General features: G+C 70.5%; 14 protein-coding genes, 1 tRNA gene and 1 pseudogene. 4 read left to right on the plus strand and 12 right to left on the minus strand.

Annotated elements, in window-relative coordinates; genetic code table 11:
• Positions 1-38 precede the first annotated feature (38 nt).
• The gene (locus GBA65_RS26560; RefSeq protein WP_207955776.1) at positions 39-338 is read right to left on the minus strand and encodes a helix-turn-helix domain-containing protein; all 300 of its coding nucleotides are present in this window, start codon (positions 336-338) and stop codon (positions 39-41) included.
• A gap of 391 nt (positions 339-729) precedes the next feature.
• Here GBA65_RS26560 and GBA65_RS13840 point away from each other — a divergent pair, with 391 nt between their 5' ends.
• Positions 730-1,425, plus strand: a complete 696-nt coding sequence (locus GBA65_RS13840; RefSeq protein ID WP_166397046.1) for a response regulator — start codon at positions 730-732, stop codon at positions 1,423-1,425.
• A 72-nt stretch (positions 1,426-1,497) separates the two neighbouring features.
• On the opposite strand, the gene GBA65_RS13845 is transcribed toward GBA65_RS13840, so the two are convergent.
• The 3 genes from GBA65_RS13845 to GBA65_RS13855 all read right to left on the minus strand — a co-directional run bounded on the left by GBA65_RS13845 (position 1,498) and on the right by GBA65_RS13855 (position 6,514).
• On the minus strand, positions 1,498-1,839 hold the full coding sequence (locus GBA65_RS13845; RefSeq protein WP_166397047.1) for a hypothetical protein: 342 nt from the start codon (positions 1,837-1,839) through the stop codon (positions 1,498-1,500).
• Between the two features lie 135 nt (positions 1,840-1,974).
• Complete coding sequence (locus tag GBA65_RS13850; protein ID WP_166397048.1) at positions 1,975-3,099, minus strand: FUSC family protein; 1,125 nt, start codon at positions 3,097-3,099, stop codon at positions 1,975-1,977.
• Positions 3,100-3,259: 160 nt separating this feature from the next.
• Positions 3,260-6,514 (minus strand): sensor domain-containing protein, encoded by a 3,255-nt coding sequence (locus tag GBA65_RS13855; protein WP_166397049.1) that lies wholly within the window; start codon positions 6,512-6,514, stop codon positions 3,260-3,262.
• Between the two features lie 159 nt (positions 6,515-6,673).
• Between GBA65_RS13855 and GBA65_RS26565 the strand changes: the two are divergent.
• A pseudogene (locus GBA65_RS26565) lies at positions 6,674-7,115 on the plus strand (GFA family protein).
• 166 nt (positions 7,116-7,281) lie between these two features.
• Positions 7,282-7,839, plus strand: a complete 558-nt coding sequence (locus tag GBA65_RS13865; RefSeq protein WP_166397050.1) for a dihydrofolate reductase family protein — start codon at positions 7,282-7,284, stop codon at positions 7,837-7,839.
• 111 nt (positions 7,840-7,950) lie between these two features.
• On the opposite strand, the gene GBA65_RS13870 is transcribed toward GBA65_RS13865, so the two are convergent.
• The 8 genes from GBA65_RS13870 to mfd all read right to left on the minus strand — a co-directional run bounded on the left by GBA65_RS13870 (position 7,951) and on the right by mfd (position 16,952).
• Positions 7,951-8,385, minus strand: coding sequence for a DoxX family protein (locus tag GBA65_RS13870; protein ID WP_166397051.1), 435 nt, complete (start codon positions 8,383-8,385; stop codon positions 7,951-7,953).
• Positions 8,386-8,720: 335 nt separating this feature from the next.
• Positions 8,721-8,803: transfer RNA gene (locus GBA65_RS13875), tRNA-Leu, on the minus strand.
• Positions 8,804-8,829: 26 nt separating this feature from the next.
• Positions 8,830-9,318: a DUF501 domain-containing protein gene (locus GBA65_RS13880; RefSeq protein WP_166397052.1), complete on the minus strand. Its 489-nt coding sequence runs from the start codon at positions 9,316-9,318 to the stop codon at positions 8,830-8,832.
• A complete protein-coding gene (locus GBA65_RS13885; RefSeq protein WP_166397053.1) occupies positions 9,315-9,599 on the minus strand; it encodes an FtsB family cell division protein in 285 nt (94 codons plus the stop codon). The genes GBA65_RS13880 and GBA65_RS13885 overlap by 4 nt, the downstream gene beginning before the upstream one ends.
• A gap of 6 nt (positions 9,600-9,605) precedes the next feature.
• Positions 9,606-11,033: a pyruvate kinase gene (gene pyk / locus GBA65_RS13890; RefSeq protein WP_166397054.1), complete on the minus strand. Its 1,428-nt coding sequence runs from the start codon at positions 11,031-11,033 to the stop codon at positions 9,606-9,608.
• A gap of 3 nt (positions 11,034-11,036) precedes the next feature.
• Positions 11,037-12,338 (minus strand): phosphopyruvate hydratase, encoded by a 1,302-nt coding sequence (eno, locus tag GBA65_RS13895; RefSeq protein WP_166397055.1) that lies wholly within the window; start codon positions 12,336-12,338, stop codon positions 11,037-11,039.
• A gap of 143 nt (positions 12,339-12,481) precedes the next feature.
• Positions 12,482-13,639, minus strand: a complete 1,158-nt coding sequence (locus tag GBA65_RS13900; protein ID WP_166397056.1) for a peptidylprolyl isomerase — start codon at positions 13,637-13,639, stop codon at positions 12,482-12,484.
• Between the two features lie 133 nt (positions 13,640-13,772).
• Positions 13,773-16,952: a transcription-repair coupling factor gene (gene mfd / locus GBA65_RS13905; protein WP_166397057.1), complete on the minus strand. Its 3,180-nt coding sequence runs from the start codon at positions 16,950-16,952 to the stop codon at positions 13,773-13,775.
• Positions 16,953-17,057: 105 nt separating this feature from the next.
• On the opposite strand from mfd, the gene GBA65_RS13910 reads away from it, so the two are divergent.
• Complete coding sequence (locus GBA65_RS13910; protein ID WP_166397058.1) at positions 17,058-17,627, plus strand: CHRD domain-containing protein; 570 nt, start codon at positions 17,058-17,060, stop codon at positions 17,625-17,627.

Genomic DNA, 17,627 nt, shown 5'->3' on the forward strand with positions numbered 1-17,627 from the left:
CCTCGCCCTGCGTCTCCCATCCCCGACACCTGCCTCCCCTATCCGAAGCTCGCCGAGACGCGAGGGGGCGCCCCCTGCCCCCACGACATAAACCCTACACCCCCGCGCGGCCCGCGTCCTGAGCAGCATTGCCTAATCTGTCCGCGAGTCTCGACCACGCCCGGGGATCGTGTTTCCAGCTCTAGCACCGGAGGAGACCTAGAGCCCTGGCCCCGAGCTGGGAGTGGGTACCGAGGGCGCGCAGGTGCGCGCCCTCGGTGCCGGACCGTCGCCCGAGAGAGGCGTAGGTCCTGCGCGATCTCCCTCACGGACGACCCCTCCGAGCTGCGCCTGAGCACCTCGAGCCGTCGCCGGGTGGGCTCCGGGACGTCGGCACCGAGGACCGCGGAGAAGGGACGGCGGTCCCCGCCAGATCGCCTCCGAGGCGTGGCGCCGCGCGTTGTCCAGGGCCACAAAGCGGGTGAGCCCCTCGGCCAGCCCGAGGTGCCCTAAACCAGTGGCGAGCCTGATGGGCTGGTCTCAGACCGGTTCGGGTGGTGCGTAAGGGCCTGTGGCGTTCGCGGCGAGAGGAGGCCGGTCCGGCGAGTCGGAGCCCTTCGGCGGACGCGCGCGGCGAGGCCGAGGGTGCGTGGCTCGAATGGGCTAGAGAAAAACAGCCCCCTGCGGTGATGGTGGCGGCCGGAAAACGGGCGAGAATAATGGTGTTGGATCGCGTAGATTGAAGGAAATATGAACAACATATTGCTCATCGAAGATCACACCTCGCTGCGCCAGGCCCTGGCGCTGCTGCTGGAGGAGGAACCGGGGTTCACCGTGGTGGGCCAGGCCGGCTCCCTGGCCGAGGCGAGGGGTTCGTTGGAAGGGATCGACATCGCGATCCTGGACCTCGGCCTTCCCGACGGGGACGGGATAACGCTCATCTCCGAGCTGCGCGAGGCCAACCCGCGCCGCAGGAGCAGCCCCGGCTGCGCGGTGCTCGTCCTGACCGCGAGCCTCGACCGGGAGCTTTTCGTCCGGGCGGTGGAGGCGGGCGCGGCGGGCTTCCTCCACAAGACCGCCGGGGTCTGGGAGATCATCGACGCGGTGCGGCGCCTGTGCGCCGGGGAGACGCTCGTCTCGGCCGAGGAGGTTTCGGAGCTTCTGAGCCTCTCCGAACGGCGGCGCAGCAGGTGGGACCCGGCCGCGAGAGCCGCCCTGGAGAGCCTCACCCCGCGGGAGAAGCAGGTCCTGAGGGCCCTCGCCGACGGATTGGACAACAAGGGGATAGCCCGGCGCCTGGGCATCACGATCGAGACGGAGCGCAACTACCTCTCCAGCGTCTTCTCCAAGCTCGGGGTCCATTCGAGGCTTCAGGCGCTCGTCTTCGCCCTCCGCCACGGGATCGTCGAGATCCCTCAAACGTCGAAGCCCTCCGCGGGAAGGTAAGCCGACCGCTCGTCGTCCCCGGCGCGAGCGTCGTGGGGTTGTCGGGGGAGGGACGCCGGCCGGGCCGCCGCGCTAGACCGCGCCGAGCGAGAAGGCCCTGGTCCGGTCGAAGATGCGGATAAGGTCGTCGAGCTCCATCCCGGGGATCCTGGAGCGCTGGCCCGCGAAGCTGACGATAGAGTCCGGCCCGTGGTCCGGGTAGAGCTCGACCCACACGGGGACTTCGGCCTGCACGAACGCGGTCACCCGGCTGCAGATAACCAGCCGCGGGGCGAAGCGCCTGACCTCGGGGTCCAGGGCCCCGGGCCCGGCGGTGAGCACGTCGGCCTGGGGCCTGGCGGTCTCGAGGGCGAGGGCGATCGCCTCCCTATACGAGCGGGGCTCGTTGGTCATGAGTACGCGCAGCTTCCCCATGCCTCGAATCTTACATTGCTCGCGCGGCAACGTCGTGGCTCAAACCGGCCAATTTTTTCTAACCCCAAAGAGCTATGCCTGCGGACGCGTCGGGGCCGAACATCTTGTTGTCCCTACGGGCCCGCGGACCGTCGCTCAGGATTCCGCCGAGCTTCTCGGTGCCGCCTCCTCCAGGGCGGCGAGGGCCTCGGCCTGGTTCATGCCGGTGCTCCTCAGGAGGTCGACGGCCATCGAGCGGACCTGTCCCACCAGGACGCTCGCCCCGAGCTCGTGCCTCTCCTTGAGCGTCTCGGTGGCGTTGCGGGCCGCCTCGAGCGCGCAGCGGCGGGCCGCCTCCGGCCCCGATTCCTCCTCCAGGTAGTCCCCGAGGGCGCGCACCGCGCGCGAGAGCTCGCGGATGGCCCCCGGGAGCGTCCGGGGGACGGCCTCGCCGCGCCTCAAGACGTTGGCCGTCCCGCGGGCCAGCACGCGCGTGTTTATGACGGAGAGCTCGATCCTTATGCTCGCGCCCGAGTAGAGCTCCAGGTGCTTCAGGGACCGCCGCCCGGTCGGGGAGAGGCGGGCCGTCTCGTGCCCGGCCGAGAGCGCCTCGTTGAAGCTCCTCACCCGCTCGTCGAGCTCCCTGACCCGCTCCAGGAGACGCTCGGCCCGCTCGCGGTCGCCGCCCTCCAGGGCCCCGGCGATCTCGTCGAGCGCCGCGGCCAGCTCGTCGAAGATGGGACGGGCGGCCCGCTCGACGAGCCGCTCCGGGTTTAGCGGGAACAGGTAGCTTACGGCGAGGGCGACCCCGCTGCCCACGAGGGCGTTGAAGAAGCGGTCCGGAGAGAAACCCGCGTCCGGGGGCTGGAGCACGACCACCAGGATCGCGGAGATGGCGGCCTGGTTCACCAGGAGCCGCTGCTCCCCGATGAGGACGGCCGCCGCCATCGCCAGCGCGACCACGACCGCTATCTGCGCGGCGCCCACGCCGATGAGACGCACGGCGACGTCGGCGATCGCGAGCCCGACGGCGACCCCGAGCGCGACCTCGAACGCCCTTCTCCCGCGCTCCCCCGGGGCGAGGCTGAGCGTGACGACCGCGGCGACGGGCGCGAAGAAGGGCTGCTCGTTGCCGAGCACGGTGGAGGCGAGAAAGTAGGCGAGGCCCGCCGCAACGGCCGCCTGGAGGATCGGCCAGGCGTTTATAGGCAGGCGCCCGAACCGGGAGGCGAGGCTTCGCCACGCCCCGCGGAGGGCACCCGTGCCTCTCGTACCGTTCAAGCCGGTCCGTCCGCCTCCCCTGCGCTAAGGACCCCTGCGCGGGTGACTATACCGCCGCGGGGCACCCGCGACACGCCGCCGGAACACGGCACGCACACGAGATCCGGGACGGGCGGGGCTCTCCGTCCCGTGCCGCGCGGGGTCTCCGGGCGTGGCCGCCCTACGCCCGGGGGCCGGAGGCGTACTCCGAGAGGAGCGCCGGGATTGCCTCGCCGGGGAGGGGCCTGGAGAAGTAGAAGCCTTGGGCGAGGTCGCAGCCCATCTCCCGGAGGCGCGCGAGCTGCTCGGCCGTCTCGACGCCCTCGGCGATCGCCTTCATGCCGAGGGTATGGGCGAGGCCGACCACGCCCGGTACGAGCCCCTTCTCTTCCGGCCCCTCGCCGAGGCCGCCGACGAAGGAGCGGTCGATCTTGAGGAAGTCCGCCGGGAAACGATGCAGGTAGGCGAGGCTCGAGTAGCCGGTGCCAAAGTCGTCGATGGCGAGGCACACGCCCAGAGACTTCAGCTCGCGGAGCGTACCGACGGCGGAGCGGGCATCCTTCATCGAGACGCTCTCCGTGATCTCGACCGTGAGGTGGCGCGGGTCGAGGCCGGTCTCCCGGAGGATCCTGGCGACGTCCTCCACGAGCCCGGGGTCCTCGAACTGCCTGGCGGAGAGGTTCACGCTCATCGTCAGGGGCGGTTCGGAGGGGCGTAGGGCCTGCCACTCGACCGCGCGGCGGCAGGCCTCCTCGAGCACCCACCGTCCCATGGGGACGATGAGCCCCGTCTCCTCGGCCAGCGGTACGAACCGCGCGGGGGGGATCAAGCCGTCCTCCGGGTGCTCCCAGCGCACGAGCGCCTCCATCCCCACGATGCGCGGCGGCAGGAGCGGCGGCTCGGCTTCGGGGCGTCGCTCGAAACCGTCGAGGGCCAGCTTGGGCTGGTAGTGGACGCGGAACTCGCCGCGCTCGATGGCCCTTCTCAGGTCGGCCTCGAGCTTCAGGCGTTCGAGGGCGTGCACGTCCATGTGCGAGGCGAAGACCTCGTAGTTCGCCTTCCCCTTGCGCTTCGCCTCGTACATCGCGACGTCCGCCTGGCGAAGCAGGCCCTCGGGGCTGTCGCCCTCGGCGCCACCGAGGGTGATGCCGATGCTGGCCTCCGCGAAGACCTCGTGCTCGGCGACGACGGCGGTGGCCCTCAGCGCCGCCGCGATCCTGCGCGCCACCTCGATGGCGTCGGCCGTCCCCTTGACGTCTTCCAGCAGGACGGCGAACTCGTCGCCCCCGAAGCGCGCGGCCGTGTCCTCGGGCCTCAGGCAGGCCGAGAGGCGCTCGGCGAGGATGGTCAGGAGCTTGTCCCCGGCGTCGTGGCCGAGGGAGTCGTTGACGACCTTGAAGTTGTCCAGGTCCAGAAACAGGACCGCGACGAGGTCCCGTCGCCTGGCCGCGCGGTCGAGGGCATGCTGCAGGCGGTCCAGAAAGAGGTGGCGGTTCGGCAGGCCGGTGAGGGAGTCGTGGAAGGCCTGGTGCCTGAGCTCCTCCTCCGACCGCTTGCGCTCGGCGATGTCCCGGCTGACGGTGGCGACGTTGATCGCGCGCCCCGTCTCCGGGTCGTTTATGGCGAAGGACTCGTTGAGCACGGGGATCGGCTCGCCGGTCTTCAGGTGCCGGAGGCGGAGCTCGCCCGACCAGAACCCGTCCCGCATGACGGCGGACCATATCTCGGCGGCCAGGCCCGCCTCCTCGGGGACGAGGCAGTCCTCGAACCGGGTCCGGCCGAGCTGCGCGTCGTCGAGGCCCACCATCCTGCGTCCGGCCTCGTTTACGAACGTCACGCGGCCCTCCAGGTCGGCGATCGCCACGAACTCGTGCGAGTTCTCGACGAGGGAGACGAAGCGCCGCGTCTGAAGCTCGGCGAGCTTGCGCTCGGTGACGTCGTCCATGTGCAGCATCACGAGGTCCGGCGGCACGAAGGCCACCGTGCCGACAAAGTACCTCTCCTGGCCGGTGGTGGACATCTCCAGCCAGAACTCCCTCGTCAGGGACCTCTGTTCCCCCGCGCACCGCGAGAACCATTCGAGCATCTCGGGCTCGCCCGGGAACACGTCGCCGACGCCCCGGCCGACGAGGCCGGAGATCCGGCCGCGCGTGAGGTCGTGGGCGGCGTCGTTGTAATCGACGAGGACGAAGCCCCCGTCCCCCGACTCGCGCCACGAGGAGGTCGGGATCGGTATCCCCTTGTACTGGGCGCGGAACCTCTCCTCGCTCTCCCGGAGCGCCTCCTCGGTGGCCTTGCGCCGCGAGATGTCGGCCGCGATCCCGATGGTGCCGATCAGGTTCCCCCGCTCGTCGTGCACGGGCGTGTCCGTGACCAGCGCCGGGAACGTGCTCCCGTCGCGGCGCCTGACGCGGAACTCGCCGCTCCACTCCCCGCCGGACTTGAGCCCCTCGTAGATCTCCTCCGCCACGGCGGCCTGCTCCTCGGCGACCAGAACTTCTTTGGCGAGCCGGCCCAACGCCTCCGCGGCGGACCAGCCGTAGAGCGTCTCGGCGGAGCGGTTCCAGTAGGTTATGCGCCCGTCGAGGTCGATGGCGACGACCGCCTGGCCGACGGCGTCGAGGAGGCGCGCCTGAAAGTGGATCCGCTCCTCCGCGCGCTTTCTCTCGGTGATGTCGGTGCAGACCCCCGCGACACCCGTCACCTCGCCGTCCCCCGACCTCAGCGGCGAGTACCAGGTCTGCAGGATAAGACCGGACACCTCGGTGGTCGTGCTGAACGCCTCCCCCGAGAGGGCCCGCCGGACGCCCTCCAGGACCCTCGGGGAGTCGCGGTACACCTCGAAGATGGACCGCCCCAAGACCTCGCCGGGCTCGAGCCCCAGATCTCCCAGGCCCGCGCCCTCCGAGAGCGTGTACACGCCGTCCCGGTCGAGCGCGAAGAGCACGATCGGCACGTTGCCGACCCCGGTGCGCAGCCGCTCCGCGCTCCGTCGCAGGGCCTCCTCGGCCTCTCTGCGCTCCGCGAGGTCGACAACGACGCCCACCGCGCCGAGAACCTCCCCTCCCTCGTCGCGCTGCGCCCCGAGGCGCAGCGCGCAGGGGCGGTACGCACCCGTCCGGTGCCGCAGCCGCACCTCCTCGCCGGCCGGCCTCTCGTGCTCCTCCGGGAGGGCGCCGCTCGTCATCGCGCGCCTCACCCCCAGGAGGCGCCCCCGGTCCTCGGGGTGGACGAGCTCGACGAGGCCCTCGAAGGAGGACGGCGCGAAACCGCCCTCCCTCCGGAGACCGAGGATCTCCAGGAGACGGTCGTTGCACGAGAGAGTACCCGTCCGGGCGTCCCACTCCCAGACGCCGTCGCTCACCTCTCCTAACAGGAGCTCGTGGCGCCGCTCGGCCTCGCGGAGCATCCGCTCCCTATCTCTGTGCTCTGCCAAGACCAGATCCTCTTTCCAGCTGCTCTCTGCCCCACCCTCATTCTCGGCACATGATGCCATGAACTTTAACCGAACTCGCAGAGACCGAGCCTGGGATCCACCGCCCCGGGACAGCGTCTTCCGTCCGCGCCGGCGCCATCCTTACGCCCCGGGAGGCTCTTGCCCCGAACGCCCGAACCGGGTAGCCGGGGACCCCGCGCCCAGAAGACCTACCACGGCAGCTGCCACTTCGGCGCGGTCCGTCGCGAGCGCGTGCTGGATCTCCCGAAAGGCACCAGCAGGTGCAACCGCTCGTTCTGTGCCAAGGCGAGGTACCGGAAGGCGCCTGTCGGGGCGTTCCGTCTGCTGCGGGGAGAAGACGCCCTGACCGACTACCGGTTCGGCGATGCCGCCATACGGCACCTCTTCTGCGGACGCTGCGGCATAACGCCGTTCGGCAGGCAGCGCGGAGACGGAGGAGCTCGGCGGCAGGTTCTACGCCGTCAACGTCGCGTGCCTGTACGACGCGACGGACGAAGAGCTCGCCGGCGCGCCGGTAAGCTACGAGGACGGCCGGAACGACGGGTGGGACAGGGCCCCCGCCGGAACCCGCCACCTCTAGCCCCGCGTTATGCTGGGGGGGAAGGCAGGACGGAGAACCGAGGGCGGGTAGGAGCTATCCGCGACGGTCCCGGCCAGCATCTGCGGGTGCTGGGGGATGCTGGCAGCGAGGATAAGCGCCGGGGAGAACAGGCAGGATGCAGGCCGAAACAGAGGAGGTTTTCGAGATGAAACTGGTCGTAGCGGAGTACGTGTCGCTGGACGGCGTCATGGAGGAGCCGGGATGGACCGGGCCGTACTTCAACGAAGAGATGGCCGAGTTCCAGAGGAGTCTGCTCTTCTCGAGCGACGCCCTCCTGCTGGGTCGGGTGACCTACGAGGGTTTCGCGGCGGCCTGGCCGTCCATGACCGACGAGGCGGGCTTCGCCGACAAGATGAACAGCATGCCCAAGTTCGTCGTCTCGACGACCCTCGAAGAGCCCCTCGAGTGGAACAACTCGTCCCTGATCGAGGGGGACCTCGCGGAAGGGGTCTCCAGGCTGAAGCAGCGGCCCGGTGGGGACCTCCTGGTCTACGGCAGCGCCGCGCTCGTGAACGCGCTGATGCGACACGACCTCGTCGACGAGTACCGGCTCATGGTCCATCCGCTCGTCCTGGGGGGCGGGAAACGCCTCTTCGGGGAGGGCGGCGACACGAAAGCCATGAGGCTCGTGAGGGCGCAGACGACCGAGACCGGCGTCGCCGTGCTCGACTACGCGCCGCAGGCGGAGGACTCGGCCGGGTAGCCGGAGGATGTGCCGACGTACGCGAGAGGGCGGGCCGGTGAGACCGGCCCGCCCTCGTTGCCGTTGTGTTCCGCTATGGGAGCGTTCGGGGAGCTTCGTCGGCGCCGTTCGTCAAGCCACCGCCCCGCGCTGCCCCGCCTGGAGCGAGGGCCTCTCGGCCGCCTCGCGCGGCTCGATGCCGAGGACGTAGTCGAGGGACAGCTTCCCCGGTCCGAGCAGGAGGATGGTCACGAAGCCCGCGATCAGGGCGAGGTCCAGCTCCGCGCCGGCGCCGCCGCCCTGGGGGGCGATCAGGCCGACGTCGACCTTCACCATCAGCACCGCCACGGCCAGGTTGGCCGTCAATAAGAGCCCCGCCCAGCGGGAGAGGAGCCCGAGGATGAGCAGGATGCCGCCCACGAGCTCGACGAACGTCACCACGTAGGCCATAAGGGTCGGCGCCGGTACGCCCAGCTGCGCCAGCATCCCGCCGAAGTTCGCCGGGCCCCCGGCCAGCTTCTGGTAGCCGTGCGCCGCCATGATCACGCCTACCACCAGGCGTATCACCAGGGGAGCTAGGCCCACGAGCCGGGACAGAGGCGACAAAGATAGAGCACCCATATTCCTCCGTTTCTCTCTGCTGTCGTGCGTCGGTCGACGGAACACGGGTCCAGCGTAACGAGCAAAGGGCGCACGCTACATCACGTCGATGGGCTATCTTTTCGTACCCCAAACTCATCATCCGCGCGGATCGTCGCGCAGACGAGGAGGCAGGCGGCGACGCTTGTCCGTCGCCTCCCCCGCAGGAACGACGGATGGTTTGATCGGCGCACCGGGTTACGAAGCGAAAGAAGCTTACCCTCGTTCTAGGGTCGGCCCGTTACCGGCCGATCACCTCTCAGTAGGGGCGGTGGGACTCGAACCCACACTCCTTTTCAGGAACCGGATTTTAAGTCCGTCGCGTCTGCCGTTCCGCCACGCCCCCGGGGAAACGCCCCAAAAGTATACCAACTAGGCCCTCTCCTCCATCCGTCCGACGCAGCCGGGGCAGCGGGAGGGGTCGAGGTAGGGATCTTCGAGGCGCTCCAGGGTCCAGGCGGCGACCGGGTTCGGGAGGGCGCCGGAGAGCTGGAGGGCCGTGAAGGCGTGCAGGCACTTGACGCGGCCCGGCTCGCCGCCCGCGCCGACGCCCGCGACGCGGGAGCCGTAGCGCCGGAGGTGCTCGGCGTGGACGGCGTCGACCGCCTCCGCCCCGATCTCCGCCTGCGCCCGGCGCACCCCGCCCCCGGCCTCGATGCGCGAGATCGCGGCCGTCAGGCTCGGGCAGGTCACCCAGAAAGTGGTCGGCATCTCGCGGCGGCGCTCGTTCTCGATCACGCTGGGAAGCCCCGCCGGGCACCGGGCCGCCACCCGAAACGGCGCGGGCTCCCGGCCGAGCTGTCCGGCCACGACGGCGCGCTCCTCGCCGGACGCCCGCGGAAGGTCGTGCTCCGGGTTCATCGCTCGTCTCCCGGGATTATGTAGACCTCTTCGCCCGGTTCGACCATGCCGTAGCGCTCCCGGGCCGCGCGTTCGATCCCCTCCGGGGTCCCGAGCTCCTCGACGGCGCGCCGGCGGGCGACGTTGTCCCCCTCCAGCTCGGCGAGGTCGGCCCGGAGGTCCGAGATGAGGGCCCTGTTCGTCGAGATCTCCTGCAGCGGGGTCACGTAGGAGGCGAGGAGGAGGCCGAGCAGGGCGGCGTAGAGCACGACCTTCAAGGGTCGCAACGTCGCCCTGCCCAAGGGGTTCTACCCCTCTTCGCCTATGGTGTGGAGCTTCAGCATGTTCGTCGACCCCGGGGTGGCCCCGAGGGAGCCGCCGGTCAGGATCACGCGGTCCCCCTTGTTCACGAGGCCGTTCTCCCTGGCGGCGTCCATCGCCTCCTCGTAGCGCTCCTCGACGCCGCCGCGCTGCTGCCCGGAGACCGCCGTCACGCCCCAGACCATCGCGAGCATGCGCACGGTCTCCTCGACGGGGCTGACGGCCAGGATCTTGTTCGGCGGGCGGAAGCGGGCCACCCTTATGCACGAGAGCCCGCTCTGGGTCGAGGTGAGGATCGCCTCGAGGTCCAGGTCCTCGGCGAGCTCGCAGGCCGCGTGGGTCAGGGCGTCGTAGACGTCGCCGCGGCCCCAATTAGTCGAGGCCACGATGTCCCGCCCGTAGTTTATGGCCCCCTCGGCCGCCCGGCAGATGCGGTCCATCTCCCTGACGCTCTGCAAGGGGTAGCGCCCTATGGCCGTCTCGCCCGAGAGCATCACGGCGTCGGTGCGGTCGAAGATCGCGTTCGCGACGTCCGAGACCTCGGCGCGCGTGGGCCTGGGGTTGCGGATCATGGAGTCGAGCATCTGCGTCGCCACGATGACCGGCTTGCCCAGGCGGCGGCAGCGAGCCACGATGCGCTTCTGCTCGATCGGCACCCGCTCGGCAGAGAGCTCGACGGCGAGGTCGCCCCGGGCGACCATGATGCCGTCCGAGGCGCGCAGGATGTCTTCTATGTCCTCTATCGCCTCGTGCTTCTCTATCTTCGAGATGACCGGGGTGTTCCCGCCGAACTCGCGGATGCGCTCCTTGATCTCGCGGACCTCGTCCCCCGTGCGCACGAAGGAGAACGCGATCCAGTCGGGGTGCAGCTCCTCGATGCCGAACCTCAAGTCCTCGACGTCTTTGGGGGTGAGGCCCTTGATGGAGAGGGCAGAGTCCGGGAAGTTCAGGCCCTTGTGCGAGGAGATGGGCCCGCCCACCATCACGGCGCACCGGACCTCGCCGTTCTCGATCTCCTCGACCCGGAGCTCGAGGAGCCCGTCGTCGATGAGGACCCTGTGGCCCGGCTTCACGTCCTCGGCTATGTTCTCGTAGGAGGTAGCGAGCCGGCTCGCGTCGCCCAGAAAGTCGCCGGGCGCTATCACGACGCGGTTGCCCGCGATAAGCTCCGTGTCCCCGACCACCTCGCCGGTCCGGATCTTCGGCCCCTGGATGTCCTGCATCACCGCGACGTTGCGGCCGAGCTCCCTGGCGGCCCCGCGCACGAGCTGCGTGTTCTGCACGTGGACCTCGTGCGAGCCGTGGCTGAAGTTCAGCCGCGTCACGTCCACCCCGAAGCGCACCAGCTCCCGGATCATCTCCTCCGTCGAGGTGCCGGGCCCCAGGGTAGCTACGATCTTCGTTCGGCGCTCCAAAGCCTAAGACCCCCTCCCCGCGCGCACCCTCGGGTTGAACGCGTCCCTCCCCGGGTAGTGCGCCGCACCCCCGAGCATGTCCCCTATCCGCAAGAGCTGGTTGTACTTCGCCACGCGCTCCCCGCGAGCGGGGGCGCCGGTCTTGATCTGCCCGGCGTTCACCGCGACGGCGAGGTCGGCGATCGTGGCGTCCTCCGTCTCCCCGCTCCGGTGGCTGATCATCGTCGTGTACCCCGACTTGTGCGCAAGATCCATCGTCTCGAACGTCTCCGTGAGCGTCCCGATCTGGTTGACCTTCACGAGGATGGAGTTGCCGACCCCCTCCTCGATCCCGCGCGCCAGGATCTTCGGGTTCGTCACGAACAGGTCGTCCCCGACAAGCTGGAGCTTGCCGCCGAGCTCCCGGGTTATCATCGACCAGCCCTCCCAGTCGTCCTCGGCGAGGCCGTCCTCGATGCTCAGAATCGGGTACTCGTTCGCGAGGCCCACGTAGTACTCGACCATCTCCTCGCGGCTCAGGGACTTCCCCTCCCCCGCGAGCTCGTAGCGCCCGTTCTCGTAGAACTCCGACGCCGCCGGGTCGAGCGCGAACGCGACCTGATCCCCAAGGGAGTAACCCGTCCGCTCGATCGCCTGCGCCATCAACGCGAGCGCCGCCCCGTTGCTCTCGAGGTCCGGCGCGAAGCCGCCCTCGTCGCCGATGCCGCCGCCGAGGCCCTTCTCCGAGAGCAGCTTCTTCAGGTTCCCGTACACCTCCGCGACGCAGCGCAGGGCCTCGGCGTAGGCCTCGAAGCCGACCGGCACGATCATGAACTCCTGGAAGTCCACGTTGTTGGCGGCGTGGGCCCCGCCGTTGAGGATGTTCGCGCAGGGCACGGGGAGCGTGTACGCCCCGGGCCCCCCGAGGTAGCGGAAGAGCGGGAGACCGGCCGCCTCGGCCGCGGCCTTCGCCGCCGCCATCGAGACGCCGAGGATGGCGTTCGCCCCGAGCCGGCCCTTGTTCTCGGTGCCGTCGGCCTCGATCATGGCGAGGTCGAGCGCCCGCTGGTCGGTGACGTCCATCCCGAGCACGACCTCGGCGAGCTCGACGTCGACGTTCTCGACCGCTTGAGAGACGCCCTTCCCCCCGTAGCGGCCGCCCTCGCCGTCCCGGAGCTCGACGGCCTCGTTCTGGCCCGTCGAGGCCCCCGACGGGACCGCGGCGCGCCCGACGAAGCCGCTGACCGTCGCGAGCTCCACCTCCACCGTGGGGTTACCCCGAGAATCCAGAATCTCACGCCCGCGGACCGCAACGATCTCCGTCAACAGCACCAGCCTCCCCGTCCGTCGCCTCGACGTCCAACTACCCGATATGTTTTCCCGGACCCCGTAACTCTACGCCCCCGGAGCCCCGGGCGCCACGCGAAGAGGGCCGGAGGCGCTCGCGCCTCCGGCCCTCCCGGCCTCCCCTACTCCTGGGGCTGCTCCCCCTCCGGAGCCGGTTCGGCCTCCGGGGCCGCCCCTTCGGGTGCGCCCTCCTCGGGCGGCGCCCCGCCCTCCGGAACCGCCCCCTCCGGCGCCTCGACGGGCGCGTTCGGGTCGTAGCCCGGCATGTACCTCACGTCGCGGCTCTCGAGCTCGCCGTCGACCCAGGCCTGGAACTCGCCGGCCTGCTGCTCGGCCGTGATCTGCTCCTCGATCTGCGGGGCGACCTCCTCGAACGGGGTCTCGCCCTCGGGGCGGATCTCCGTGACCTCGATGAGGTGGAAGCCGAACTCGGTCTCGACCGGGCCGAGAAGCTCGCCCTCCTCGGCCCCGAACGCCGCCTCGTCGAACTCCGGCACGAACTGGCCCTCGGGCACGCAGCCGAGGTCGCCGCCCTGGTCCTTGTTGGAGGGATCCTGCGAGTGCTCCGCGGCGAGCGCGGCGAAGTCGCCGCCGTCCTCGATCTCGCCCTTCACCTCGTTGGCGAGGTCTTCCCCTTCCTTGTTGAACAGGATGTGGCGGATGCAGCGCTGCTCGGGCTGGGTGAACTGGGTCTCCTTGTTCTCGTCATAGTAAGCCCGCACCTCCTCCTCGGTCGGGGCGTCGCCTCCCGCGACCTCCCCCTGAACCTTCTGCACCGTGAGCCCGGTCCGGACCTCCTCGCGGAACGAGGCCTCCGTGAAGCCGAACTGCTGCAGCGCGTCCCCGAAGAGCTGCTCGGGGTCGCCCTCCTGGCCCTGCTGCTGGGCCTGCTGGGCGACCGCCTGCTTGGTGTTGTCGATCTCGGCCTGGACCTCCTCGTCGGAGACGGTGATGTCGTTCTCCTCCGCGTAGGACAGGGCGAGGTCGGTGGTAAGGAGCTGCGGCACGACCTGAGCCTTCGCCGCCTCGAACTCCGGCGAGCCCGGCCTCACCTCTGGCGCCGGCTGGCCCGTCGACGCCGCCGACTGGGCGCTCAGCCGCTCGACCCCCTCGACCACCTCGCCCTCGGTGATCTCACCGCCCTGGTACGTGACGACCTTTTTGGCCCCGGAATCGACCTCCTCGCCGGGAGGGGCGGCCCCGCATCCCGAAAGGACGAAGATTGCCAGAACCGCCGCCGACGCGACGAGAACTGTCTTGCGGTAAAGGAGGTAGATCAAGGCCACGGGTCCCATCTCTCGACTGCACGAGGGCCGGAGGGCCAACCTGCCCTTAAGCCGCGGCGATTATAACACCCTATTTTTCGCTTTCGGCCCGGCGGATGCGCCGGGGCGAGGGACGACGGAGGGCCGGTTAAGCAGCCTTATCGAGCGCCCTCAGCGTCTCCTCGGCGAGCTCCAACGGCGGGAGCGAGGAGCCGCGCAGGGTGACGCGGCCCTCCCGGCCTCCGACCGTCCCACCGGTCGCCCTTCGGACGAGGGCGGGGGCCGCAGCACCCGCGGTCGCCCCGGTGACGTTGAGGGCGCCGGAGCGGAAGTTCACGGACGTCGCGCCCACCCTGCGGGCGAGAAGCTTCACGCGGGAGAGGCCGAGGAGGTTCAGGGCGGGCTCGGGGGGCTCGCCGAAGCGCTCGTTCAGCTCCTCGGCGAGGTCGTCGAGCTCGGCGGTCGAGCGCACGCCGGAGGCGCGGCGGTAGAGGTCGACCCGTTCGATCTCGTCGCGCACGTAATCCACGGGGAGGTAGGCGTCGAGCCCGAGCTCCACGATCACCGGCTGCGGCTCCTCCTCCTCCACGGGCTGGCCCTTCGCGAGCGCGACCGCCTCCTCCAGGAGCCTCAGGTACATCTCGAAGCCGACCGCGGCGATCTGGCCGCTCTGCTCCGCCCCGAGGAGGTTCCCGGCGCCCCGGATCTCGAGGTCGCGCATGGCGACGGCGAACCCGCTGCCGAGCTCCGTGAAGTCCATCAGCGCCTCCAGGCGCTTCTGCGACTCCGGCGTCGCCCCCACCGGGGCGAAGAGGTACGCGTAGGCCTGGGCCGCGGAGCGCCCGATCCTGCCGCGAAGCTGGTAGAGCTGGCTGAGGCCCATCATGTCGGCCCGGTCCACGATCAGCGTGTTCGCCGTCGCCACGTCGAGCCCGCTCTCGACGATGGTCGTCGTGACGAGGACATCGGCCTCCCGGTCGAGGAAGCGGCGCATCGAGTCCTCGAGCTGGCGCTCGGTCATCTGCCCGTGCGCCGTCACGAAGCTCACCCCCGGCACGAGGTCCCCGAGCTTCTCCGCCACCTCCTCGAGCGAGTCGACGCGGTTGTGGACGAAGAAGACCTGCCCGCTCCGGCGGACCTCCTTCTCGATCGCCCGCTTCACGAGCTCGTCTTCCTCCGGCCCGACGTGCGTGAGGATGCTCCGCCGCCCCGTCGGCGGCGTCTCGATGACGCTGATGTCCCTCAGCGCCGCGAGCCCCATCTGCATGGTGCGCGGTATGGGGGTCGCCGTCAGCGTCAACAGGTCCACGGAGGCCTTGAATTCTTTCAGGCGCTCCTTGTGCTTCACCCCGAAGCGCTGCTCCTCGTCGACGACGACGAGCCCGAGGTCCTTCGGCCGGACCTCCGCGCCGAGCAGGGCGTGCGTCCCTATGAGTATGTCCACCTCGCCGGACTGGAGGTCCTTCAGGGTCTGCTTCCGCTCGGCCGTCGTCGAGAAGCGGCTGAGGCTCTCGACCCTTACGGCGAACCGGCCCAGGCGCTCCCGGAAGGTCTTGGCGTGCTGCTGGACGAGGATGGTCGTCGGGGCGAGCACCAGGACCTGCTTGCCGGCGAGCGCGGCCTTGAACGCGGCGCGCACCGCGACCTCGGTCTTGCCGAAGCCGACGTCGCCGCAAACCAGACGGTCCATCGGTCTGGCGGCCTGCATATCCGCCTTGACCGCGGCGATCGCGGCGGCCTGATCCGGGGTCTCCTGGTAGGGGAAGCTCTCCTCGAGCTCGCGCTCCCACTCGGAGTCCTCGGGGAAGGCGAAGCCCCTGGCGGCGGCGCGCGCCGCCTGCACCCGCAAGAGCTCCCCGGCGAGCGCCTTGACGCGCCTTCGGACCTTGTCCGTGACCGCGGCCCACGTCCCGCCGCCGAGCTTGTCGAGGCGCGTCCCCTCGCCGCCGACGTACTTGTGCAGGAGCTCCATCTGCTCGTACGGGACGTAGAGCGTGTCGCCGCCCCGGTAGTCCACCTGCATGTAGTCGCGCGTCGCTCCGAGGACGATCCTGGAGACGAGCCCCCCGAAACGGCCGATCCCCTGCGTCGAATGCACGACGAGGTCGCCGGCCTTGAGGTCGGCGAACGAGGAGACCGAGGGCGACTTCGTCTTCTGGGCCCGGGTCTTGCGCCGCCCGAGCAGGGCGTCCCGGCGGACGACCGCCACGCCCCCGTCCGGGTAGGAGAAGGACTCCGCGACCTCGCCGGGGACGGCGTAGAGGCCGGGCGGCAGCGCCGCGTCGACCCGCTCGACGTCCCTCACGGTCCGTCCGATCTCGCCGAACGCGTAGGCCGTCCGCTTGGCCTCGCCGACGGAGCCGCACGCGATAAAGACCCGCAGCCCCTCCTCGACGAAAGCCTCCAGCCTCCGGCTCGACTCCCGCAAGGTGGTGGAGTGCGCCACCACGGGCGGCGCCGAGACTACCTCCGCCGCTCCTTCCTCGTCGTCCGCCGTCGAGACGAAGCGCGTGTCGGGCGCCGGGCGCTCCCAGTCGTAGAGCTCCCCGACGACTTCGGCGTCCTCCGAAGGCCCCTCCACGGGCTCCTCCGACCAGACCTCCATCCCCTCCGGCAGGAGGTCCCCGGGCGAGACCGGGTCGAGGTCGAGGAGCAGACGGTCCAGGCCGGGCGTCCGCACGCCCATGCGCGCCTCCTCCCCGTAGTCCTCGTCGCTCGCCGCGGCGAGGGCGGCCAGGTCGCCCTCGCGGGCCGCGAAGATCGAAGCCCCCTCGAGCTCCCGCACCACCCTCTGCGTCGCGAGCGAGACGGCCCGCACGCTCTCGACCTCGTCCCCCCACCACTCGACGCGCACCGGCGAGCGGCGGGTGCTCGGGAAGACGTCCACGATCCCGCCGCGCACCGCGAACTCGCCGTGCCTGCTGACCCTGTCCACCCGCTCGTACCCGAGCGCCACGAGCCGCGAGAGGCAGTCGTCGAGCTCGATCTCGGTGCCTTCTTGCAACTTGAGCGGGTCGTATAACGGCGTCTTCTCCGCGAACGCCGCAGGCCCCGCGACCAGGATCCGGGCCCCCGAGAGCGCGTGCAGCGCCCGCTGCCGCTCGCCGACGCGCCCGACCGGCGGGGCGAAGACGTCGCCGTAAGGGACGCCGCGCGAGGGGAGGTGTACTACGGTCTCGTCCGTGAAGGAGCGCGCGTCGCTCGCGTACCGCTCGGCGGCCTCCTCGCTCCCGGCGAGGAGCAGCACGGGACGCCCGGACGTCGCGGCGAGATAAGCGCGGATCCTGCGGGGGGCTTGTAGGTCTGTTGCGGTAACTCGATCCTGCACCCAAAGAGTTTAACCCGCGTCCGCTTTTCTAAACGTGAGCCCGTACACGCGCACCCCTCCCTCTTGTAATATTAAGTTCAACATAACGGGGAAAGGAGCGGATGCATGAACAGGAAGGCAACCTTCGCGGTGACGCTGGCCGCGGCGCTGCTCGCGGCGTCGGCGCTCGGAGGCGCGTGGGCGCAGACGAGCGCGCAGACGCTGCAGCTCACGCCGAGCCGGGGCTCCGGCGTGAGCGGGACGGCCGTGCTGACGGATACGGGGGCCGGCGTCGAGGTGCAGCTCGACGTCGAGGGCATCCCCACCGCCGACGGCACGGAGCACATCGCCCACATCCACGCGGGCGCCACCTGCGCCGACGACAGGGCCGGAGCCGGCGGCCCCGTCGAGTTCCCGCTCAACTCGGTCTTCAACGCGGGCGGCGCGGGATCGAGCACCACGATCGTCGACACCTCCTTCGACGAGCTCTTCGGCGGCGAGCCCTACTACGTGAACGTCCACGCCGAGATGACCGGCGAGGGCACGCCCCCCGGCGTCGCCTGCGCCGACGTCGCCGCGGCCACGATGCCCGCCACCGGCGGCGCCGTCTCGCCCGCGACGATGCTCCTCCTCGGCGGCGCGGCCCTCGTCGTCCTCGCGGCGACGGGCGGCGTCCTCGCGCGGCAGCGCGCGTAG

This window comes from Rubrobacter marinus (assembly GCF_011492965.1).
GTDB lineage: Bacteria > Actinomycetota > Rubrobacteria > Rubrobacterales > Rubrobacteraceae > Rubrobacter_F > Rubrobacter_F marinus.